Origin of the sequence: Nocardia carnea, assembly GCF_029868855.1 — a bacterium.
Taxonomy (GTDB): domain Bacteria; phylum Actinomycetota; class Actinomycetes; order Mycobacteriales; family Mycobacteriaceae; genus Nocardia; species Nocardia carnea_A.
Map to the genome: position 1 here is coordinate 1 of NZ_JARWOV010000281.1, position 14,464 is coordinate 14,464.

Genomic DNA, 14,464 nt, shown 5'->3' on the forward strand with positions numbered 1-14,464 from the left:
GCCAGCGTTCGTCCTGAGCCAGGATCAAACTCTCCGTTGAAGACTCACAATCACACCCGAAGGCGCAATCAAAAGTACAAACTAGAGTCCGAAAACCTAGCAAAACAATCGCCAGCTGGAATTTAGCTGACTTAAATGTTCGATCCTCCACACGGGGGTATGAAGAACCGAAACCAAATCAAAAATTTGGCACTGACATTCATCAACACACTATTGAGTTCTCAAAGAACACACGCACACAACTCAGTGACTGGGCTAGCCAGTACTTCGTTGGGGCAGGTTTTCTAGCTTAACCGGCCAGTGGCTCAGAGTCAAACTCCGCATCTTCGGCCGATCCGCCAGGCGCTCCTCGTACAACCTCGTTGTCCCTGGTCCCTCCGGCTCAGCGTTTCCGCCTTGCTCCGGGCCCCTGGTCGGTGTCCGTGTCGCTCTGACGTTGAATAAGTTACGCGGCGGATAACGCTACGTCAAATCGCCTCTTCGGCACCACGTTTGCGCTGGTCAGGGGCTTGCTGACGGCCGATCCGGTGGGCCGGATCGCAAAGATGTGACCCAGCCCACCAAGATCAATTTCCCGCACCCCGCCGGACCCCGGCGAAGTTGCGCTTTCCGCGACGAAGGACCAGCCACTTTCCGTGCAGGTAGTCGCCGGTTTCCGGCGTCCAATCCAAGTCCTTGACGCGCTCGTTGTTGACCGACGCTCCGCCTTCGTTCACCGTGCGGCGAGCCGCGCCGCGGCTCTCGCAGAGGCCCGAGGCCACCAGCAGGTCCACGATCGTGTCCTGGCCGGTCACCACCTCCGCGACCTCCCCCTCGCCGGCTGCCTCGTGCAATGCGGCCGCCAATGTCGGCTCGTCGAGATCCCGGAGTTCGGCGCGGCCGAAGAGCGCCTGGCTGGCGAGTTGTACGGCGCGGGTGTTGTCCGCACCGTGCACGAGCGTGGTCATCTCGGCCGCCAATCGGCGCTGTGCCTCACGGGCGTGCGGGCGTTCCGCGGTCGCCACCTCCAGATCGGCCAGGTCGTCCTGGTCCAGGAAGGTGAACCAGCGCAGGTAGCGAACGACGTCGGCATCGGCGGTGTTCACGAAGTACTGGTACCAGGCGTACGGGCTGGTGAGTTCGGGGTCGAGCCACAGGCTGCCGCCCCCGGTGGACTTACCGAACTTCTTGCCGTCGGCCGAGGTCACCAGCGGAACGGTGAGGGCGTGGACCGCCGCACTGTCCACGCGCCGGTTCAACTCGACACCGGCGATGATGTTGCCCCACTGATCCGAACCGCCCACCTGCAGCACGCAGTCGTGTTTGCGCCGCAACTGCAGGTAGTCGTTGGCCTGCAGCAGCATGTAGCTGAACTCGGTGTAGGAGATGCCCTCGCCTTCGAGCCGCCGCTTCACGGTGTCCCGGGCGAGCATCACGTTCACCGAGAAGTGTTTGCCGATATCCCGGAGGAAGTCGACGGCACTCAGCTCGCCGGTCCACTCCATGTTGTTCACGATGAGCGCACCGGTCGGTGAATCGTCCAGGTCGACGAACCGCTCGAGCTGGGAACGGATCCGTTCGGCCCAGGCGGCGACGGTATCGGCCGAGTTCATCGTGCGCTCGCCGACATCACGGGGGTCGCCGATCAGTCCGGTCGCGCCACCGGCCAGGACGATCGGCCGGTGCCCTGCCCGCTGGAACCGTTTGAGGGCGAGCAGTGGGACGAGATGCCCGGCATGCAGGCTGGCCGCGGTGGGATCGAATCCGGCATAGAGATTGCGGGGGCCGGCGGCCAGCGCCTCCCGGAGCGCGTCGAGGTCGGTGGACTGCGCGATGAGACCGCGCCAGGTCAGTTCGTCGATGATGTCGCTGCTCACGGGTTCATCTTCGCGTACCACCGCAAGCGCATTGCGGGGGGTGCGATCAGACGCCCGGCCCGCAGCGCAGGCCCACAGCCTGCGTCGATCCCTGGGCGCCCCAGCAGAGCCTGCGCCGACAGTTCGACACATGAAGTCGTTGCAGAAACCGGAGCACTCTCGCATATCTCCGGCGACCACTCCGAAGCGGCTCGTATCAGCAGACGGATCCGGCGCTGCCGAGGCGATACCCCGGTTCCGCACCTGGCCGGCTCGGAATCCCCCGGCCCGGCCGCAGTCACATGCGTCCGCTGGAGGATGCGGCTCCGGAACGTGGGTGGCCACTTCGCTGCGAGTCGTTCCGGCGGCCCGGCGTACCGAGACCTCAGGCCGATTCCTCGAGACGCGGCGCCCGCGGGCTGCGGCGGTAGACGGATACGGCGCGGGAGTCCCGCAACCAGAGCCGCCACGGGCGATCGGCTTCCGTGCTGACTCCCACCCGCGGGCCGGCGGCGATCCGGGACGGATCGGCGGGCGGGCCCAGTTCCAGCCGGATGACCGAGTCCGGATCGAACACATCGGTGCCGTAGTCGTCCATATGGATACCGAGGGCACTACCCAGGTTGCCGGGACCTCGGGCCAGGTCGTCGGCACCGCGGGCGGCCGGGCGGCGCGCGCGGGCGATGTCGTGACCGGCGATGATCTCCGCAGACCGCAGGAGCACCCCGGACGCCACGCCGTCCGGTCCGCTGACGATATTTGCGCAGGTATGCATTCCGTAGCTGCGATAGACGTAGAGCCTGCCCGGCGGGCCGAACATCGCCGCATTGCGCGGGGTACGGCCGCGACCGGAGTGGGCGGCCGGATCGTGCCAGGGACCGGCGGGATCACCACCGTAGGCCTCGACTTCGACCAGATAGGCACCCACCGAACCCGACCACAGGGTCGCGCCGAGCAGGCGCCGGGCGGCGGTCAGTGGATCAACAGCCAGTTCCTCGGCACTCACCCGAGGATTGTCGCAACCGGTGTACGCCGAGTGCGCTGGGGTCGGGCACCAGGTCTCAATTCTGTCGTCGCCCGCGAGCGAGCAGCCCGGTTCGCTGCTGTGCCCGGCCGCTGACCGCGGCGTTCATCGCCGAAGTGATCACTGCTTTCCTGTGTGGGCCGGCGAACGGCTCTGGTCGCCGGGATGGACCGAGACCAGCGCTGTTGGTACGGCACCGGAGTGCCGCCGTGAAGGGCGTGTGGCCTGCCGTCCGGACGGCAGGCACACCGACGTGTCGACCCCGGTTGACCCGCTCCCGCCTAAGGGGTCTTGCGTCGGGCGGCGCAGGGGCGAAGAATTCAACACGCGATGAATTCTGACCGGATGAACAGGGGCTGCTCATGTCCGTGACCGATACGCGGGATGCGGTGGAGGTCCGAAACCTCACGGTGCACCGCGGTAAACGCGAAGTGCTGCACGATATTTCGCTGGTCATCCCCCGCGGTTCGATTACCGGCGTGCTGGGCCCTTCGGGCTGCGGGAAGACCACACTCATGCGCAGTATCGTGGGCACCCAGATAGTGACCGCCGGGGAGATCACCGCGCTCGGGTCACCGGCGGGCAGTGCACGGCTGCGACGGCAGATCGGCTATGTGACCCAGGCGCCGAGCATCTACGCCGATATCAGCGTCCGCGAGAACGTCGCGTATTTCGCCGCTCTCTACGGTGCCGGCCGCGATGCGGTCGACGCGGCGCTCACGGCCGTCGGACTGTCCGACCACCGCCACCAGCGTGGCGACGAACTCTCCGGCGGGCAGCGCACCAGGGCGTCACTGGCCTGCGCGCTGGTGGCCGCCCCGGAGCTGCTGGTCTTGGACGAGCCGACGGTCGGGCTCGACCCCGTGCTGCGTGTCGAACTGTGGAAACAGTTCCGGGAGTTGGCGGCCGGCGGTACGACACTGCTCGTGTCGAGCCATGTGATGGACGAGGCCGAACATTGTGACCAGCTGGTGCTCATGCGGGAAGGCCGGCTGCTGGCCCAGCTGAGCCCCGACGAACTGCGCGAACGGACCGGCGAGCAGAACCTCGAACAGGCTTTTCTGGCCCTCATCACGATGGGAGAACCGGTATGAGCGGGTCGGTCCCGGGGGAAGTGGGGAAGCGTCCCCATACGGGCCGCTCCAGTGCGAAGAGCACGGACGCCGCGCCGGGGCACCCCGCCCCCGCCACGCGCATCGTGGACCGCGGCACCGGACCGCGACCGTTCGCGGCGTACGCGGCGACCACCGCGCGGATCCTGCGGCAACTCCGCAACGACCATCGCACGATCGCGATGATCCTGGTCGTACCGGCGCTGCTGATGGCCCTGCTCTACTTCATCTATCAGGATGTGCCGGCCGCACCGCAGCAGCCGGTGAGCCTGTTCGACCGGATCGGCATCAGCATGCTCGGGATCCTGCCGTTCATCGTGATGTTCCTGATCACCGCCATCGCCATGCAGCGTGAACGCAGCTCCGGCACGCTCGAACGACTGCTCACCACACCGCTGGGCAAACTCGATCTGCTCGGCGGTTACGGGACCGCGTTCTCGCTCGCGGCCGCCGCGCAGGCCGCCGTGGCCTGCCTGGTTTCGTTCGGCCTGCTCGGTCTGGACGCCGCCGGTAATCCCGGGTGGGTCGTGCTCATCGCGATGGTCGACGCGGTACTGGGCGTCGCGCTGGGGCTGCTGTGCAGCGCCTTCGCGCGGACCGAATTCCAGGCGGTGCAGTTCATGCCGGTGGTGGCGGCACCGCAGATCTTCCTGTGCGGGCTGCTGGTGCCGCGCGAACAGCTGCCCGATTGGCTGGAAGTGATCAGTAATGTGCTGCCGCTGAGCTACGCGGTGGACGCGCTGCACGAAGTATCGGTGCACAGCGAACCGACCGGGCTGATGTGGCGGGATCTGGCGATCGTCGCCGGATTCGCGGCGGTTGCCTTGTGTCTGGGCGCCGCGACCCTGCGTCGGCGCACCGCATGAGCACCGCCGCCGAACACCCGCCCGCCAGACCGGGGCGTAGGCCGGGCACCTCCGGTACCCGCGCGGCGATCCTGGACGCGGCCCGGCAGAGATTCGCGACGAGCGGGTTCGACAAGACCTCTATCCGCGCGGTGGCGGCGGACGCCGGTGTCGACCCGGCCCTGATCCACCACTATTTCGGAACGAAACAGCAGTTGTTCGCGGCTGTGGTGGAACTGCCGGTCGATCCGGAGATCGTGCTCGCGCGGGTGGATACGACACCCCTGGATCAACTGGGCGAAACCTTGGTGGGTGCGGTGGTGGCCGTCTGGGATTCCCCGGCGGGAGCCGGTGCCGTGGCCCTGTTCCGCAGCCTCGTCGCAGGTGGTGATACCTCACCCGCGCGGGATTTCCTGCTGTCGGTGATCTTCGAGCGGATCCGCCGGCGTATCGCCACGGATACCGACGACGGCCGGCTCCGGGTGGCGCTGGCCGCGTCCCAGGTCATGGGCGTGATCATGTCCCGCAAGATCGTGAAGCTGGATCCGGTCACCGAACTGCCGCTGGACCGGCTCGTCGCCGCCGTCGGGCCGACGGTGCAGCGCTATCTCACCGGTGATATCGGTGAGGTTCCGGCGGCAGCCGATGTGAGGTGAGGTGCCCTGCGCTATTCGCCGAACTGACGTGCGAAATCGGCGTGCTCGGCCTCCTCGACCGCGCGGGCTTCGTCGGCGAGCAGTACCGGGATTCCGCTGTCGATCGGATAGGCCACGCGCAGCCGCGGGTTGTACAGCACGTCCGCACCGTCGCCGGTGCGGACCAGGTGCAGTTGCCCCTTGTCCTGCGGGCAGGCCAGCAGGCTCAGCAGCATGGGATCCAGAATGGTGTGCTCGGACATGGAACGAAAGCGTACCCGGCCACGGACCGGGCACCGTCGGCCTCCGATATCGCACTCACGCCGCCGGCCGCCGGAACGAGATGTACTGGTGGCCGAAGAAGGTGCCGGCGGCGACCGCGCCCATGACCACCACCGCGGACAGCGCCCGGGGGAATCCGAGCAAGCTGACGGCCACCTCGAGCAGCAGGGCGTTGGCGGCCAGACCCACGCAGTTCACGGCGGCGAACCCGAGAAAATCGCGGAGAATCCGCCCCTGGACCCGGAAGACCAGTCGTCGGTGCAGGACGAATGCGACACCGATACCTGTCAGATAAGCGACCACGACTCCCACGGACGGCGGAACCGAATCCCCCAGCAGTGCCAGCCAGGCGACGGTGAGCCCGATACCCATCGCGGTATTCGCGATGCCGACGATCGCGAACGCGATTTCCCGGCGCGCCACCACACGGTGCAACGCGGCGCGGCCCTGTGGACCGCGACGCTCGTCGGCGTTCCGCGGCGCAGGCTCGCCGGAAACCTCCGGTCCCTGCCCGGAGGGGAACTGGTCCCGGCCGGCACCGGCGCCTACGAGCTGCCGGGAATCCGCGGGCGGATGATCCGCCTCCGCGTGGTCGCCCGTGTCGGCCCGGCACTGTTCGTACGCGATGCCGTCGCGGTGAGCCGGCGTCGCGTCCAGGGATTCGGTGGGCCCGCCTGTCATGGTCTCGCGGCCACGAGATCGAGTTCACCGGCGTCCGGTGCGGTGACCTGCGGTGTGGGCGGCGGGCTGCTGCGGCGGCCGCGTAGGTGGGCGACCTGGAGCAATACCAGGCCGAGCAAACCGGCAATGGCCGACGCGCCGCCGATCTTCCAGCCCGGGGGACGCCAGGTGAGTTCGAGTTCGGCGTCGTGGGTCCCGGGTGGGATATCCACCGCGACGAAACTGTTCGCGACGACATCGATCGGTAGCGGTCGGCCGTCGAGATGCGCCCGGTAGCCCGGCCAGCCGAGACGGGCGAAGACGAGCCGGCCGCCGGTCGCCGAGCCGACCCGGGCTCGGCTGGTCGTCTCGGACTCCTCCGGTTGTTCGACCGTCGCCCCTTCGATATGCGCTATCCGGCCGGTGCGGCCTGATACGGGACCGCCCACCCGTTCGAGGACGGCGATGTAGTCCTCGTGGCCCGGATAGTCGACCCACTGCCAGCCCGCCGGTGCGGGACGTTCGCGGGCGTCGGGGTAGAGCGCGCGTTGCAGGACGACCCGGTCGACGAGCATGAGATCGACCGGCGGGCGGCCGGTTTCCGGTTCGGGGGTGAAGGCCCGGCGGTAGGCGTCGGGGCAGACGCTGGTGTCCCAGCGCATACAGATCAGGTGGCCGAAGTGGAAATGGCCGTTGGGGGTGTAACCGCCGACGTAGTCCAGTTCGAGGTTCTTGGCGTAGTTGCCGAAGGCCAGGGACCCGTAGGCCCCGTCGAGTGTGTGTTCGCCGGCGCCGACCAGCGCACGATCGCCCAATTGGAGGGTGGTGCCGGGGAAATCGGGGAAGGCGGCCTTCATCTCGGATCGCTTCTCGGGCAGGTTCCAGCTCATGGGTGTCGGCGCGGCGGAGTGCACCTGCAGGTAGGCGATGGGTGCGACGGCGATCAGGGTGAGCAGGCACGCCGCGGCCGCACCCCGGGCGCGGGCCAGCCCGATCACCCCCGCACCGAGTGCCACCACACCCGCCGCGGCGACCAGATGCCACAGCGCCGATTCCGGTGCCGCGCCCAGCGATCGCGCCAGCAGCAGCGCGATCAGCAGTCCGGCCGCGATTACGCGGCGGCGCAGCCCGGATACTGTGCCGTAGCGGCCGAGCAGCACACATACCAGGACCAGCACAGCCAACGCCAGCATCGGCAGTACCCGGGCCGGCCAGCGCAGCGGGCCCATCGTCCCGGGCCCGGCGGTCCACAGCAGCGTCACCACCGCGAACAACGCCGGTCCGCTGAGTTCCCGGGCCGCGACAGCGGCGCGTTTCCAGTCGACGAACGCCAGCGCCGGGATCACGAACCAGGCGATGTAGACCATCGGCAGTGGTTGCACGTAACCCCACCAGGAGGTGAAGGCGGGGAGCGTACTGGGCAGGCTCGCGTTGAGCGATTCCGACCAGGGCACGGTCAGGAACTGGTCGTTGCGGATTTCCGACGCCCCGCGCCAGGTGACATCCGCCGTGAGCAGACTCGGCAGATATGTGGCCAGGCCGGCCAGGCCGGCGCAGCCCGAGACCAGTGCGAGCCGGAGCACCGGCCACCATTGCCGCCGGTGGACGAACTCACCCACCAGCACCGCGGCGAAGAGCACGGCCGCCTCGACAGCGGGAAACACGTACTGCACCGAGAACGTCAGATACAGGAACACGAAAACCGGTATGGGTCCGCCGCGTCCCCGCGCGTAACGCACACCGGACGCCCAGGCATGGACCATCCAGGCGGTCCCGGTGAACGCCGTCATCCAGCTGGCGGCATCGAAGAACAGCAGGAAACCGCTGAACGGCATGGCCACTCCGGCCACCGCCGACCAGGCCGGGCGGCCGCCGTAGGCCAGACAGACCCGGTAGACGCCCAGGCCCAGGATCAGGGCGAACACCAGTTTGACCGCCGTGGCGTACAGCGTGAGATCGTCGACCACGGCCGCCCCCAGATCGATCAGCAGCTGCGGCGGATTGAGCAGTCCGGCTTCCTCGATCGCGTAATTACCGGCCAGCCAGTGCTCGGGAACCAGCACCGGAAACCTGCCCTCCCACAGGGAGCGTCCGGTCATCACCCACAGCGGCGCGTACTGGGCCTCGGTGTCGTCGGTGTAGAAATGCCGGGGATTCGCCAGCAACACCGCCAGGTAGGCGGCCAGCACCCCCGCCGCACACACCAGACCCCACCGGAGCACATCCCGCCGATCATCGGCTCGACCATCCGCCACGGGTCCCAGACCATACCGGCCGCGGCCCGGCGAACGACCGTAACGACGCATATCGAATCTGCCCGCGCGGCGCCGGGTACACCTGCTAGAGTTCGCATTTCTCGGGCTCACCAGCGTCATCGAGACCCGGCACGCGTTATCCTCCGTCGAAAGTCGATCTCGCCAATGCCGTTTCCGCCCAGGTCCGTTTCCGTACCGGACACCCGCAGGCCGGCGACAGCCGGTTCCACCGCCCATCCCGCTTCGGGTTCACCGTGGCCCCCTGCGGGTTCGGCATATACCGGCCCGGATGGCGATTCGCCCGGAGTATGCGGGGTTTCGGTGGTCGTACCGGTCTACCGAGGCGAGCAGACCGTGGCCGCGCTCGTCCGCGAACTCGGCGAATACGCCACGACCACCTCCACGCCGGACGGATTGCGCTTCCGGGTGACCGAGATCGTGCTGGTGCACGACTGCGGACCGGACGGATCCGATCTGGTTCTGCAGCGGCTGGCCCGGGAGAATCCGCTGGTCCGGGTGATCTGGTTGAGCCGCAACTACGGTCAGGACGCCGCCACCATCGCCGGGATGGCCGCGGCGCGCGGCGGCTGGATCGTCACCATGGACGAGGACGGCCAGCACGATCCGGCCTGTATCGCGGAATTCCTGGACACCGCCTACCGGCAGCGCGCGGATCTTGTGTATTCCCGCCCTACCAACACCCGGCCACACGGGCCGCTGCGCAACCTCACCTCCCGCGGCGCCAAACTCGTTCTCGCCACCCTGTTCGCCTTCCCCGACTCGACCAGGTTCGAGAGTTTCCGGCTGATCCGGGCCGATATCGGACGCCGGCTCGCCGAGGTCGCCGCCAACGGCGCTTATCTCGATGTGGCGCTGACCTGGGTGGTCGGCCGCACCGCGACGACCCCGGTGCGGTTGCGCAGCGAGGGCCGTCCCGAATCCGGGTACAACTACCGGCGCCTGTTCTCGCTGTTCTGGAAGATGGTGCTGTGCACCGGAACTCGTGGACTCCGGGTCGTGAGCCTGCTCGGGGTCACACTGGCGGTGGCCGGCACGATCCTGGCAGCGGTGATCATCTGGTCCGCGATGACCGGTGGCGACGGCAATCCCGAGGGCTGGGCGTCGATCATCGTCGTGCTCCTGCTGTGTTCGGGAGCGCTGCTGTTCTCCCTCGGCCTCATCGCCGAGTACCTCGGCGTGGTGCTGCACATCCTGGTGGGTAAACCGCTGTATCTCACCATCGAATCCCCCACGCCCCGGCCGCCGGCCGATACGGCGCAGCCTCTCGCCCGGGCGCGGGCCGAGGTGGCGGCCGGATGAGCGGGACGGCCACTGCGACGACAGCGCAACGTCACCACACAGCGCCCCCGCCTCGGCGGGAACCCAGCGATCGGATCATCTTCAGCCGGCCGTACCGGGCGGCCGGTGAACTGGCCAATGTGACCGCGGTACTCGAATCCGACCACTGCCACGGTGACGGACCGTTCACCGCGGCTGCGACCGCGAAGCTTGCCGAGATCACCGGCGCCCCGCATGTTCTGCTCACCACCTCGTGCACGCACGCACTGGAACTGGGCGCGTTGCTGTTGGAGCTGGGGCCCGGCGACGAGGTGATCGTGCCCAGTTTCGCGTTCACCTCCGCCGCCACCGCCTTCGCCGTACACGGCGCGACCTGTGTTTTCGTCGATATCGACACGGCGACCGGCAATATCGACCCCGCGGCCGCCGCGGCGGCGATCACCGAGCACACCAAGGCGATCGTGGTGATGCACTACGGCGGAGTGGCGGCCGATATGGCCGCGCTGGGCGATCTGGCGCGCGGGCACGGGCTGGCGCTCATCGAGGACAATGCGCACGGCCTCGGCGGCACCTGGCGGGGCAAAGCCCTCGGCACGCTCGGAACCCTCGGCACCCAGAGTTTTCACGACACCAAAAATGTGCACTGCGGGGAGGGCGGCGCCCTCCTGCTCTCCGACGACATCCTGATGGGACGCGCCGAGATCATCCGGGAGAAGGGCACCGACCGGGCACGGTTCCTGCGCGGGCAGGTGGACAAGTACTCGTGGCAGGACATCGGGTCCAGCTATCTGCCCAGCGAACTGAACGCCGCGGTGCTCGACGCGCAACTGGCCGAATTCCATTCGATCCAGCGCGCCCGGCATCGCGTATGGCATACCTACGCGGCGGGGCTGGCCCCGTGGGCGGCAAGCCAGGGTGTCGCGCCGATGTCTGTGCCGCCGGACCGGCGGCACACCGCCCACCTGTTCTATCTCCGGATGCCGACCGAGGACACCCGCGACGCATTCATCCGGCATCTTGCGGCGCGGGGCATTGTGGCGCCGTTCCACTACGTACCGCTCGACTCCAGTGCCGCGGGACTCAAATACGGTCGTACGCCCGTGCCGTGCACGCGCAGCGCGCGGTTCGCGGCGACGATCGTCCGGCTGCCGCTGTGGCCCATGCTCACCCGCGACCAACTCGACCGGGTACTCGACGCTGTCACCGAGTTCCGCTGCTGAGCCACGCGGCGGCGGACGGTTTCAGGTGAGCAGTCCCAGCGAACCCACCTCGGTGAGTTCCTCGTAGGTTTCCGAATCCGGGTTGTACCACCAGGTGTGGGCGCCGGGCCGGGGCGCGTGGATTTCCCGCACCGCATGGGCCGAGGGCCGGTAGGACGGGCTGCGCGGAATATCGTCCACCACGTAGACCAGATCGGGACGCTGCACGGGCGGCAGCGACCGCAGCGCTTCGGTCACATCGGCGGCACCGAGTTCATAACCGCGTCGCACGCTCACCGCCGCCACCGCCAGCACCCGATCCCGGGCCGGCAGCGCGTAGGCGACCTCCATATCGACCGCGGCGATATCGTTGAGCACATCCACGATCGGCTGGGTGAACACGGGGCCGCGGCGGGTGCGGATCACTGTATCGATCCGGTCGACCAGCCAGTAGTCGCCCTCGCTGTCACGGCGGAACAGATTCTCGGTGGGCAACCAGGAATCCTCCGGTTCGAAAACCCCACGCAACCCGCCGCGGGACAGATCGACATTGGCCCCGGCCGACCCGATCAGCAACCCCACTTCGTTGTCCGCGCAGCGCCGGGCGTATCCACTGTCGTCGACCATGATCTGGCCGGACACCGGATCGAAGGCCACCAGTTCGACCCGCGCCGTACCCGGCACCGGGCGGCCCTTGCTGCCGAATTTCACCCCGGGTACGTTCGCCAGCACCACATCGCCCTCGATGGAGGCATAGAACTCGAGAACTCGGGCCGGTGCGAACTGTTCCATCGTCCGCCGCCACAAACCGGCGGGCATACCGGAACCGATGAACAACCGGATCGGATGCGGATATCCGGCCGGGAAAACTTCGGCGTCGAGGATATCGCGCAGCATGGTCCAGGTGTAGGTGACAACCGTGACCCCGTATCGGTGCACCTCCTCGGCGAACTGCGCCGGATCCAGCGATCTGGCCAGCGCGATCCGGCTTCCGCCGGCGATGGCGCCACCCAGGCTCACCAGCAGTCCGGACGAATGGTGCAGCGGAGCCAGGCAGTACACCGTGTCCTTGTGGTCCAGATCGGCGGCCGAGGCGGTGCCGAACGCCGACAGCGCCCAGCGATGGTTGGTGATGTACTTGATATCCAGGCGTTCGCCGGTGCCGGAGACCAGGATGAACGCGAGCTCACGGGCCCGGCCCGGGTCCGGCCGGTACCAGCCCGGTATCTGCACCCGTTGCGGGTCGATCTGTTCCAGGTCCACGAGATCGGTGCCGGCCGGCACCGCCAGACCCCGCGAATCGCCGCCGCCGAGCACGAGCACCCGGGCCCCGGTCGCCACGGCGTGACGCACATTCTCCGGATCCGACACCAGGATGACCGTGCCGGTCTGTTCCAGGGCGGTGATCAGATCGCTGTCGGGCGCCAGCAGCACCGCGACCGCGCCGATCCGGGACAACGCCGCCAGGGTCACCAAGGCACTGGGCCGGGTCTCCATCACCACCCCGACCCGGGTAGCCGGGCGAATGCCCACCGAAATCAACCCGCGCACCACGTTCTCGATCCGGGCATCGACCGCCGCGTGCGTGTGCACCCTGTCCTCGAACAGGAAACATTCCCCGTTGGGTGTCCGGCGGGCCTGTTCGGCCATCAGCCGGCCGATGGAGATCCTCGTTCCGGATTGGATCGTGCCGAGCCGGGTCAGCCGGGGCAGCGTCCGCGCTGCTCCCTCGACCAGCCCGACCGAACCGCGGACCGTGTTCGCGGCCACCTGTTCCAGTGCCCGCCCGACCCCCGCGCCGGCCTCCGCCAACGCCGTAGCGGTGTGCACGGCGCGCAGCAACGCGGTCCGCGGAGCGTCCCCGGGTGGCTGGTCGGCCATCGGCACGATCTCCTCCGGCAACGGGTTGCCGTCCTCGACCCAGCCCACCCAGTCACGCACCCTCGGCCATGTGCACCGGGTCGCCATCGAACCGGCGACCAAACCGAAATGCCCGGAGACCACCGTGGATTCATAGACTTCGGCGCGCGGGGCCGCGCGGACGATACCGCGTACCGCGGCCGGCTGGCCGATTTCGTCGACCTCGCCGACGAACGCCAGGATCGGGCATTTCAGGTCGGCCAGCGATATCGGCTGATCACGGATCACGAAACCGCCGAGCATCATCCGGTTGTGCACCACGAACTGTTTCAGCAGATCCGCCGCCGCGGGACCGGCATAACCGACCCAGCCCTCGTTGCTCAGGAACCGCCGCTGCCGTTCTTTGGGCAGCAAAGCCTCCCGGTCGTGCAGCTGACGCAGGAAATCGATCCGTGCCTTCGTGGTTTTCACCGGATCCAGCAGCTGGAATCCGATCCGCACCATCCGGTCGGTGATCGGCAGCCGGGGCACCACATGATCGGCGGCGAAATCCACCAGATCGGTCACCGCGGCATGCGGCAATCCCAGCGGCATCCCGGCGACGATATCGACCGGGCTACCGAAGGTCACGATGCTCGCGATCCCTTTTCCCGAACGGTACGCCGCGGCCTGATAGGCGAACATTCCACCCTGTGAATACCCCATGAGGTGCACGGTGCGGCCGGTCGCCGCACAGACGGTGTCGATGGCGCTGTGCACGGCCAGGACATGATCGGCCAGATCCCGCTGCCAGCCGCCCTCCTCTGTCGAGGGCGACCCGAAATCGACGACCCAGCAATCGATTCCGCCGCGGTGCAGAATTCCGACGGCACCGTCGTCACCGTTGACATCCCAGATATCGGCGCTCACCATCAGCGGCGGCACGAGCAGTACCACCGGACCGCCGCCGGTTTCCGCGGGAAAGTAGTGCCGCAGCCGGTACATGGGCCGGCGTTCGGCGATATCGAACGGCGAGGAGTCGGTGTCACGTCCGAGCCCGCCGAAGCGGATGACTTCGAGACCGTTCTGCGCGGTGGCCATCACCCGCTGCGCCGATCCCACCAAACCTCGCACACTCAACTTCACGTTCCACTCCCAGCCCTGCCCGTGGCGTGGTCTACCTCACAAACCACAAGGTATGCACCAAAGCCTGCCATATCGCACTCCGGACCGGCCGTCCGTTGTGACATCTACATCATGTACCCGTCACCTCGGCGGAACCGCACACCCGCGCCGATAGGGTGGGGATCGTGACCGATACGACCCGTTTGCCGAGCTCCCCCACCGACCGGGAATCGCTGCCCGTGGAGCTGGTGGACGCGGCCGGCAACGCAGTCGGATCGTGGGCGGGGGGAGGGGGCCCCCCCCCGCCCCGCACACCCCCCCCGGGGGGGGGGGGGGGGGGGTTTTGAACGAAGG

At 68.0% G+C, this 14,464-nt stretch carries 12 protein-coding genes; 6 read left to right on the forward strand and 6 right to left on the reverse strand.

Annotated features, from left to right (window positions below; all coding sequences use genetic code 11):
- Window positions 1–566: 566 nt before the first annotated feature.
- Window positions 567–1,856 (reverse strand): tyrosine--tRNA ligase, encoded by a 1,290-nt coding sequence (gene tyrS / locus QH195_RS28965; protein ID WP_280437725.1) that lies wholly within the window; start codon window positions 1,854–1,856, stop codon window positions 567–569.
- Between the two features lie 364 nt (window positions 1,857–2,220).
- Window positions 2,221–2,841, reverse strand: coding sequence for a DNA-3-methyladenine glycosylase (locus QH195_RS28970; RefSeq protein WP_280422435.1), 621 nt, complete (start codon window positions 2,839–2,841; stop codon window positions 2,221–2,223).
- Window positions 2,842–3,221: 380 nt separating this feature from the next.
- On the opposite strand from QH195_RS28970, the gene QH195_RS28975 reads away from it, so the two are divergent.
- From QH195_RS28975 to QH195_RS28985, 3 genes are read left to right on the forward strand one after another with little or no spacing between them, the layout of a single operon-like run.
- Window positions 3,222–3,953 carry an ABC transporter ATP-binding protein gene (locus QH195_RS28975; protein WP_280422436.1) on the forward strand — a complete coding sequence of 244 codons (732 nt, stop codon included), beginning with the start codon at window positions 3,222–3,224 and terminating at the stop codon, window positions 3,951–3,953.
- Complete coding sequence (locus QH195_RS28980; RefSeq protein WP_280437726.1) at window positions 3,950–4,837, forward strand: ABC transporter permease; 888 nt, start codon at window positions 3,950–3,952, stop codon at window positions 4,835–4,837. Before QH195_RS28975 ends, QH195_RS28980 begins: the two co-directional genes overlap by 4 nt.
- Window positions 4,834–5,472, forward strand: a complete 639-nt coding sequence (locus QH195_RS28985) for a TetR family transcriptional regulator (protein WP_280437727.1) — start codon at window positions 4,834–4,836, stop codon at window positions 5,470–5,472. The genes QH195_RS28980 and QH195_RS28985 overlap by 4 nt, the downstream gene beginning before the upstream one ends.
- Window positions 5,473–5,483: 11 nt before the next feature.
- On the opposite strand, the gene QH195_RS28990 is transcribed toward QH195_RS28985, so the two are convergent.
- From QH195_RS28990 to QH195_RS29000, 3 genes are read right to left on the reverse strand one after another with little or no spacing between them, the layout of a single operon-like run.
- Entirely contained in the window at window positions 5,484–5,714 is a 231-nt protein-coding gene (locus QH195_RS28990; protein WP_280422439.1) for a Trm112 family protein, read from the reverse strand.
- 55 nt (window positions 5,715–5,769) lie between these two features.
- Window positions 5,770–6,414, reverse strand: a complete 645-nt coding sequence (locus tag QH195_RS28995; RefSeq protein ID WP_280437728.1) for a GtrA family protein — start codon at window positions 6,412–6,414, stop codon at window positions 5,770–5,772.
- Complete coding sequence (locus QH195_RS29000) at window positions 6,411–8,648, reverse strand: hypothetical protein (RefSeq protein ID WP_432278407.1); 2,238 nt, start codon at window positions 8,646–8,648, stop codon at window positions 6,411–6,413. Before QH195_RS29000 ends, QH195_RS28995 begins: the two co-directional genes overlap by 4 nt.
- Window positions 8,649–8,969: 321 nt before the next feature.
- On the opposite strand from QH195_RS29000, the gene QH195_RS29005 reads away from it, so the two are divergent.
- Both QH195_RS29005 and rffA read left to right on the forward strand, forming a co-directional pair.
- Complete coding sequence (locus QH195_RS29005) at window positions 8,970–9,968, forward strand: glycosyltransferase (RefSeq protein ID WP_280437729.1); 999 nt, start codon at window positions 8,970–8,972, stop codon at window positions 9,966–9,968.
- The gene (rffA, locus tag QH195_RS29010; RefSeq protein ID WP_280437730.1) at window positions 9,965–11,167 is read left to right on the forward strand and encodes a dTDP-4-amino-4,6-dideoxygalactose transaminase; all 1,203 of its coding nucleotides are present in this window, start codon (window positions 9,965–9,967) and stop codon (window positions 11,165–11,167) included. Before QH195_RS29005 ends, rffA begins: the two co-directional genes overlap by 4 nt.
- 21 nt (window positions 11,168–11,188) lie before the next feature.
- Here rffA and QH195_RS29015 read toward each other — a convergent pair whose 3' ends face one another.
- Window positions 11,189–14,131: an AMP-binding protein gene (locus QH195_RS29015; protein ID WP_280422443.1), complete on the reverse strand. Its 2,943-nt coding sequence runs from the start codon at window positions 14,129–14,131 to the stop codon at window positions 11,189–11,191.
- A 164-nt stretch (window positions 14,132–14,295) separates the two neighbouring features.
- Here QH195_RS29015 and QH195_RS29020 point away from each other — a divergent pair, with 164 nt between their 5' ends.
- The gene (locus tag QH195_RS29020) at window positions 14,296–14,457 is read left to right on the forward strand and encodes a hypothetical protein (RefSeq protein ID WP_280437731.1); all 162 of its coding nucleotides are present in this window, start codon (window positions 14,296–14,298) and stop codon (window positions 14,455–14,457) included.
- The last annotated feature ends 7 nt before the right edge of the window (window positions 14,458–14,464 follow it).

Coding starts and splice junctions, on each gene's coding strand:
- QH195_RS28980 (WP_280437726.1), top strand. CDS start 3,950: ATGAGCGGGTCGGTCCCGGGGGAAGTGGGGAAGCGTCCCCATACGGGC.
- QH195_RS28990 (WP_280422439.1), bottom strand. CDS start 5,714: ATGTCCGAGCACACCATTCTGGATCCCATGCTGCTGAGCCTGCTGGCC.
- QH195_RS28985 (WP_280437727.1), top strand. CDS start 4,834: ATGAGCACCGCCGCCGAACACCCGCCCGCCAGACCGGGGCGTAGGCCG.
- rffA (WP_280437730.1), top strand. CDS start 9,965: ATGAGCGGGACGGCCACTGCGACGACAGCGCAACGTCACCACACAGCG.
- QH195_RS28995 (WP_280437728.1), bottom strand. CDS start 6,414: ATGACAGGCGGGCCCACCGAATCCCTGGACGCGACGCCGGCTCACCGC.
- QH195_RS28975 (WP_280422436.1), top strand. CDS start 3,222: ATGTCCGTGACCGATACGCGGGATGCGGTGGAGGTCCGAAACCTCACG.